The organism is Secundilactobacillus paracollinoides DSM 15502 = JCM 11969, from assembly GCF_001311135.1.
Classification (GTDB): domain Bacteria; phylum Bacillota; class Bacilli; order Lactobacillales; family Lactobacillaceae; genus Secundilactobacillus; species Secundilactobacillus paracollinoides.
On the sequence record NZ_BBAG01000092.1, the window covers coordinates 1 to 7,639 of the forward strand.

The window sequence follows — 7,639 nt, forward strand, 5'->3', positions numbered from 1 at the left end:
CGCCCGGTACGACTGGCCGTTGTCTCAGCGCAATGGCACTGGGGATATGGTCAATGTTGTCGACCGCCGCGTGCCCCGTTTGACCGATCCGCCGGCGGGTGTATGTTGATAGCGAGCTGAGGTAACGCGGCGCATCCCCTCCGCATACAGGACGCCCATCGCAAGTGATGACTTTCCAGAGCCGCTGCGGCCCGTGACAGCAACGAGTTTATGTAGCGGGATATCCACGTCGATGTGCTTGAGATTGTTGACGTAAGCTCCCCACACTTCGATGGCGTTTGGTTCAGTTATATCCATCATGATCACTCCTTCTTCTCAGTTAATGAGTTGCCTTACTTCAAAATATACCTGACTTAGAGGAAAATTTCAAAATATCGGGTCGTTTCCTAAGGGGGAATCCTGGTGCCTTTGTTGGGTATGGCAGTTTTGCGGTTGTGTTGTTGCCGACCGCAACGAACTAAATTTCGAAAAGTAACTTAAAAAGCAGCTGGGCATTTTAGCTCGGCCGTTTTTTGGTGGCACTATTAATTTTTATTTCGTACTTGCGCCGACAGGTTCACGACATGTGATGCCAATAAAGGTGCCCTGCTCAAAATCATAGAGACCCTGATCAGTCATTTTAATGGTTGGAATGACCGGCAACGTCAGGAAGGACAATGTGATGAACGGGTCAAACGCCAGTGACTGTTTGTCGGCGATCACCTGGTAAGCTTCAAACAAGTGGTTGAGATCGGCTGCCGCTTCTGCGTACGGTTTATCGGACATCAACCCGGCAATGGTCAGCGGCATGTCGGCAATGACGGTGCCGTTTTGCGCAACTGCGATGCCGCCGTTGGTCTCAGTGATCCGCATAATGGCGGCGTAGATGGATGCGTCATCGGTGCCAACGGCCACAATGTTGTGGTCATCGTGCGCGATGGTGGTTGCGACGGCCCCATTTTTAATGCTAAAGCCCTTCACAAGCCCGACACTCGAAGTACCCAGCTCATGATGGCGTTCGACAACCACGATCTTTAAAATATCCTGGATGGTATCGCCGGTAAACTCGCCGTTTTCAAGTGGCACCTCACACTGCAGATGTTCGGTTTCGATGTGGTTGGGTTTTACGCCAATGACGTTGCAGGTTTCACTCGCTAACCGTAATACCAGGTCTTTTAACTTGAAATGGTGGTGCACGGTTTGACGATTAAACGGGGTTGTCTTTGATTCAGACATCTGAATCCATTGGCCCGCCTTCATCGTTTTTTCAATCGTTACTTCAGCTAAATCAGAAATCACAACGAGGTCGGCGTCACCGCCAGCACGATGGCGCCCTTGGCAGTCAACTGCTGGGCTTGCGCAGCGTTGTAGCTGGCCATCGTGTAGGCGGTGGCAGGATTAATGCCGGCCTTGATTGCTAGCCGGATGTTGCGGTCAATGGCACCCTCGTTTAAAATGTCACTGATGGTTTTATCGTCCGTGCAAAATGAAAAACGTTGGGCATTCGCTTCGGTCACGATACCGATCGTATTTTCCAGGTCACGTTCAACGGAGCCTTCACGGAGGAAGACGTTTAAACCGGCGTTGAGACGGTCCTGAGCTTCCTGCAGCGTCGTACATTCGTGGTCGTTACTGATGCCAGCGCGCTTGAAGACCTGCAGCTGATCGTACGTCAATCCGGCACCGTGGCCGTCCGCGTGATAGCCCGCTGCCTGAGCGTCATGAATTTTTTGCATCGTGTCCGCCTGCTGACTCTCAACTGCAGGATAATCCATAACTTCTGCGAGTCCGTGGACCCCTTCGCGTTGGTACAGCGGCTTGAGTGCAACAGCCGGCAAAGACGCACCATTATGCGAAATCGTTGTGCATGGCACACTTGATGGCAGCATGTAGAAGATATCAAGCGGCGTTTGTTTGGCATCGCGGAGCATATAGTTGATACCGGGTACGCCGCAGACATTCGCAATTTCATGCGGGTCAGCCACGATACTCGTTTCTCCGTGTTGCAACAGCACCTTCCCCAGCTCACTTGGTGCAACCATCGCACTTTCGATGTGCATGTGCGCGTCAATGAAACCTGGCACGAGATAGTTACCGCTAAGATCCTGGTACTGGTCAGCATCAAGATGGACACTGGGCGCTTCCACCTGGGTGATGACCCCGTTGGTGATGCCGACAGTTTTCAGTTCAAAAGTTCGATTAAACACGTTCAGTATCTTCGCATTTTGTAAACAAAGGTCAATCTTAGTCACGCTAATCCTTCTTTCTTGCCCGTGGGCAACGGTTTCGGAACAGTGATGATGGCATGAAATGTAAGTCATTTAACCATGGTTTAGCGCTTATGTGATTGACATTAGAACGAGCCTCCTTATATGTTGGATTTGTGTTCTAGCTGAAATTATTGTTGTCTATCTTACCGCGGGAGATGATGGGGATGCAAGGTGTTTTTTACGGATGGGTCAATTTGGCTTAGAGACGATTAAGAAACTTATGGTTTGTGACATTATAGTTATAGTGTTTGCAACCGTTATCAATTTAAATTAAAACAGTCATCCATTGTATCCTCACTTTTAGTGTGGTGATTTAATGACTGACTGTTCCATTAGTTATCTTCGTTTTGATGATCTATAATTTAAAACCATCAACAGTAATGTCACTAATTGCAGAATCAAAATCAGCCAATCAACCCAATTCATGTAGTCATCTCCTTGTTTCACTTATTTTCGTAAATTACTGAGTAACTATGGTTCTAAGCGTATCGTATCCGCTTAGAACTTAGCCACTTTAAATTAAAATATCAGATTAATATTTATAAAACAATAAGCTATTTGAACTACTTCCGGGAAGTTTTGGCTTTTCCATAAAGTGGTCTATAAGCCCGTTTTGACAAGTTTTCAATTTAGACATGGTTCAAAATCGGATCTATTAAAAATGGTATTATTTGTTACAACTATCCTGTGAATGAACCCATAAAGATGCTTTGGTGTCTTTGTAGCCAAGACTTTCTATTTCATGTTATAATGAATGTACAAAAAAGAGGCGCTGCGCTAACAGGGCCTCCAATGTAAACCGCTTTAAGAACGGTGGCATAGTTACAGGACGACGAGTCGCCTCATAACTCTACTAAAGTTATGATGAGGCGGCTTTTTTGTTACTTACGATTGCTGTTGATATACTTCAGTACGTCAATTAACAACTTGGCGAACGTTAGCATCAACATCAATGCGCTAAAAAAACTCATTAGCTACGGAACCTTTCATTAGGATTATCGTGCCGAATTTTCATCGGTCATTACCCCTCTCAGGAAAAGCGCAGCCACCGCTCATAAAACTTTCTGCATGTTTGATTATATCAATAAACTAGCGTCTGGCATAGTGCAAATAACGTTGATTTATAAGGGATTGTAGACCATTATCCATTGCGATCGAGCCTTAGATAAATTGATTGAGCGGCCTTTGAAAATATTCCTGAATTTGGCGTTGTTTTTAGTTGCCATATTAGCTGGCGACATGCTATGCTTCTTTTGCATACCGTTTTAGAACGGTGGATAAGTTTATATTGCGTCAAGTCGCCTCATAACTGGCTAAAGTTATGGTGAGGCGGCTTTTTTGATGCAGATTTCATGCTCTATTGCCACTAACAATCTAAATTCAGCAAAAATAACCCTGATACGCGCCCAATCTCGGCACAGTCAGGTATAATTAACTCAAAACACCCAAATCGAACAAGGAGACCCACTATGAATAATCGCGCAACCATGAACGACCTCGCCCGCGCTGTTGGCAACGAAGTGTTTGGCCTGGTCAATATGTTGACGCAGGAAAAAATGACCGTTAGCGCCGCCAGAAACTATTTCTACGGCTACGTCACTGGCGGAATGGACCTGCTGGCCGTGACCATGAATTACACGGATGAAGAAGCCGAAAAACTCAAGAAAATGCTGATCGAGTTATTCGGCAATTTGCTGATCGATGACGATATTCAAACCGTCCAAAACGGCAGTCTTGACCGTGACAGCTATCTGGCTACAATTGATTCGAAAATCACGACGTTGATCAAAGCCATTGTTACTGCATCAACGCACTAGTAAAACTAATAACCAGCACGCAAAAACGCCATCATTCTTAATTTGGAATGGTGACGTTTTTTTCTTTCACAACATTGGCAATCTAGTACCACATGCAAAATAAATCATCTGCCATAGCCGGATAAGCAAAAATCATCTTCTGCAATTCAGGGCCGTCGATCTTGCCGTTTAATAACAACGCAAAGTCATTGACAAGATTATCAGCTGATCCCCCAGCACGGTCATACCAACGATTCGCTGGTCACTGTTTCGTCTAACGAGCTTCAGTTGCGTCGGGCGTTGATTCAGCCGAGCATAGGTTTGCCAAGTGGCAGCATCAATTGTCTGAATCGTGTAGGCGTTCGGTTGCGTTGGCAGTTTGTACTGACGCCGACCTGACCCAGTTTTGGCAAACTGAAAACGGTCATGGCTGGTACTGGGTAATCGATTGGATACTGATCCGGTCGCGTTAATTGCGCCACGAGGTACTTCGCCTGATAAATGGCATATGAGCTCAGCTTGGACACTGGCGCATCGCTGCAGTCGCCCACCGCCCAGATTGAGGGGTGTGACGTTTGCAGGGTTGAGCTGACTTGGATGCCATGTGGTGATTACTTTAGTGCCACGGTTTCCAACCCAAAGCCGGCAATATTTGGTACCCGGCCAGTCACGTTATAAACGGCATCGGCTGTTACTGTTTCAAGCTTGTTTTGATGATCTAATTGCACTGTCAGACCGCTACTCGTTTTCGTGATGGTATGCACTTGAGTGTCAAAGGAGAACGTGACATTTTGTTGCGCGAGCTGGGTCATCAGGGTGGTCACGAATTCTTGGTCAAACGCCCTCAAAGCAACGTCATCGTGCTGCACGATCAACACGTCGGCACCGGCCTCACTGGCGATACTGGCCAGCGCAAACGCAATAATGCCGGCACCAAGGATCACAATGCGCTGTGGCAGCTCATGTGCCCGCAGTAACGTGGCGCTGTGGCCGACATACTGCTGACCAGGAAAGTGTAACGGCCGCGGTTTCGCGCCGGTAGCCAGCACAATCTGGTCTGCTTGATACGTTTCACCCTGAACGGTAATGGTGTGCGCGTCTAAGAACGTGGCGTGACCTTCGATCGTTGTGACCCCGTTTTCTAAGAGCCGCGTTTTTGTCCGGGTGCTTTCGTCCATAATCAGCTGGTCACGGATGTTACCAGCAGTCCGCCAGTTGATGGGTGGCACCGAATCAAACCCGTTTCCTTGAAGACGGGTCAGCTGATGATGCGTTTCAGCAATCGCCAGCAAGGCTTTCTTGGGAGTACTGCCACGGTTGATCGTGGTGCCGCCCCAGTCGCGTTCTTCAACGATGGCAACTTCCCGGCCCTTGGCCGCCAATCCGTTGGCCACAGTCGTGCCGCCGACACCGCCGCCAATAACGATGACATCAATTTTCGTCATGGTCATCGCCTCACTTAAAGATGTCGCGGGCGTGGGTCGTCAGATCGTCTGGTGTTGAGGGTTCGGCTGGTGTGGTTGTCTTAGACTGGTCATACCAGATCACCGCGGCCTCTTCTTGCGGTAAACTAGCCACCGTCTCTGGTGTGAGGTTGAGGTGATCAGCGACCATTTGGGTTGGATTCGTCGCTAGCCACTTGTTGAGCGAAATGTCTGAGTAAACGGGATTCTTGAAGAGTTCAATGAAGATCAACGGCTCGGTGCCGATGTTTTGAATGTAATGGCCGGCAACTAATGGGATAACCCCCACATCACCCGCCTGAAAATTATACGTTCTGGCCAGGCCAGCCGAATTGAAGACGCCAACTTTGGCCTGCCCCTGCACGTAGTAGTCCCACTCTTCAGATTTTGGATGCCAGTGAAGTTCGCGCATCCCGCCAGGTTGTACTTCAACGATTGCGGCCGAAATGGTCTGCGCTGCTGGGAACACGTTGAGTCGATGATCCAGACTTTACCAGCTTCAAACTGTTTTGGTTTGACCGACGCCATATGCAGCGTCAATGGGACGGGCATATCACCGTTCTTATTTGGCCGTTTAACACTTTCTAGCGACCCTGGAACGTCGCCACTGAAAATGTATTTTTCCTTACCGGGCAGACTGGTCAGCGCATCTTGAGTCGTTTTGAAGTTGGCGGCCACCACATCCTTTGGTGTGTGTGCCAGCCAATCGGTTAACAGGAAAGTATTATTTTCAGAGAAGTCGGGTTCACTAAAGACGAGTAAAAATTCACACCCCTGATCCAGCGCCTGAATCGAATGTGGTAATCCCGCTTCAAAGTCCCACAGATCACCGGCCTGAATATCGTCAATAAACGACCGGCCCTGCTCATCAAGTGCAGTGACCCGCGCGTTACCGGCAATCATAAAGGCCCATTCAGCCTCCTTGTGCCAGTGCAGTTCCCGGTATGCACCGGGCTTTAAGCACATATCGACACCGGCTAGATCATGACTTGCCGGTAATTCCCGGTTGGTCACTTCGCGGGTCCACCCGCCTTCTTCCAGCCGCTGGTGAGCGTCTGAGAAGCTAAACCGCATGTTGGGTAACGTACCATGGTCGGTAGTTGGCGGCACTAAAATATCGGGGTTCTGGCGGTCCCGTTCGATATTTCTGGGCCCCTTATCGATCCATCCTGAATGGTCACTGTTTCGAATTGGTTCTACATCTGTCATCGTGATAACCTCCTTCTTTGTGATACCTTGATTATAGAATGACCATCCTGACTATTCTAATAATTACCCTTGGAAGGCTGTTGTGACGGCGATTCTATTAAATAAACGTAACATCATCGATAGTAATTCACTGTCGAAAATCGCTTATTTGAAAACAATTCACAATAAATTGTGGGTCATTAACGTTCTGATAGGCAGTTCACTCAAGTCTGTTGAATTTTATAATTATACCTGGAACAGGCCAGTTAAATGCTGAAGCAGAAAGCGGACTATCTATTTTAAATAGTCCGCTTCTTTTCAAGACATTGATTTTGAGCGATTTACGCTTCGTTGCGCTGTTCGACCCTGCAGGCTGAAGCCAGAGTGTGGAGCAGGCCGGGTAACTCCACTACGCTACGATACTTGTAATCCTCACCATAGATGGTAAAGCTTCATAAACGGTGTCGTGAAGCCTGTTAATTCATCGTTACCTGTGAGTAAAATATAGTGAGGAGCATAGCAGTTAATGGGCTGATTAGCAGTCAAGGGCGGATTCTCCGCGAACTAGGGTTAACGCCATTGTGATACTTAGCAAGTGGAAAAAAGTAAGCTCAACGTCAGTGGAATGGAGCAATTTGGTACGGAGCTGTGGTGTCGACATCAGTTAGCGACCGCATTATGGTCGGTTACTGATGTGCGAGACGATGGAGATCCATTCGACAGCTGCACAGCAGAAATCGAATTAGCTTCATCGCGAGCCACCACACGGAGTGCCAAATTGCGGAATGCAACGAACAACTACCGCTCAGTTTTGTTGTGAGATTTGTTTACGCTATGTGACAGTTGATTAACGTCAGATTAAAAAAAGGCTGCAACGGAAACTAACATTTTCCGTTGCAGCCTTTTTTAGAAGTAGTGTTTAAAGCCGTTTATTCAATTTCTT

The 7,639-nt window shown here is 47.7% G+C and carries 6 protein-coding genes and 2 pseudogenes; 1 reads left to right on the plus strand and 7 read right to left on the minus strand.

Going from position 1 to position 7,639, the window contains the following annotated elements:
* The 4 genes and pseudogenes from JCM11969_RS15490 to JCM11969_RS20580 all read right to left on the minus strand — a co-directional run.
* Positions 1 to 300 (minus strand): annotated as a pseudogene (locus tag JCM11969_RS15490) (P-loop NTPase family protein); the annotation flags it as partial.
* 231 nt (positions 301 to 531) lie between these two features.
* Positions 532 to 1,278, minus strand: coding sequence for an adenine deaminase C-terminal domain-containing protein (locus JCM11969_RS19410; RefSeq protein WP_225353340.1), 747 nt, complete (start codon positions 1,276 to 1,278; stop codon positions 532 to 534).
* Positions 1,275 to 2,231 carry an amidohydrolase family protein gene (locus tag JCM11969_RS19415; RefSeq protein WP_225353341.1) on the minus strand — a complete coding sequence of 319 codons (957 nt, stop codon included), beginning with the start codon at positions 2,229 to 2,231 and terminating at the stop codon, positions 1,275 to 1,277. The genes JCM11969_RS19410 and JCM11969_RS19415 overlap by 4 nt, the downstream gene beginning before the upstream one ends.
* An 899-nt stretch (positions 2,232 to 3,130) precedes the next feature.
* Positions 3,131 to 3,220 carry a putative holin-like toxin gene (locus JCM11969_RS20580; RefSeq protein ID WP_225353342.1) on the minus strand — a complete coding sequence of 30 codons (90 nt, stop codon included), beginning with the start codon at positions 3,218 to 3,220 and terminating at the stop codon, positions 3,131 to 3,133.
* Between the two features lie 498 nt (positions 3,221 to 3,718).
* Here JCM11969_RS20580 and JCM11969_RS15500 point away from each other — a divergent pair, with 498 nt between their 5' ends.
* Positions 3,719 to 4,066 carry a hypothetical protein gene (locus JCM11969_RS15500; protein ID WP_054712634.1) on the plus strand — a complete coding sequence of 116 codons (348 nt, stop codon included), beginning with the start codon at positions 3,719 to 3,721 and terminating at the stop codon, positions 4,064 to 4,066.
* A gap of 284 nt (positions 4,067 to 4,350) precedes the next feature.
* Here JCM11969_RS15500 and JCM11969_RS15505 read toward each other — a convergent pair whose 3' ends face one another.
* The 3 genes and pseudogenes from JCM11969_RS15505 to JCM11969_RS15515 form a co-directional block, all read right to left on the minus strand.
* Positions 4,351 to 4,572 (minus strand): hypothetical protein, encoded by a 222-nt coding sequence (locus JCM11969_RS15505; RefSeq protein WP_054712637.1) that lies wholly within the window; start codon positions 4,570 to 4,572, stop codon positions 4,351 to 4,353.
* Positions 4,573 to 4,656: 84 nt separating this feature from the next.
* The gene (locus JCM11969_RS15510) at positions 4,657 to 5,490 is read right to left on the minus strand and encodes an FAD-dependent oxidoreductase (protein WP_054712640.1); all 834 of its coding nucleotides are present in this window, start codon (positions 5,488 to 5,490) and stop codon (positions 4,657 to 4,659) included.
* A gap of 10 nt (positions 5,491 to 5,500) precedes the next feature.
* Positions 5,501 to 6,717, minus strand: a pseudogene (locus JCM11969_RS15515) (oxalate decarboxylase family bicupin).
* Between the last annotated feature and the right edge of the window lie 922 nt (positions 6,718 to 7,639).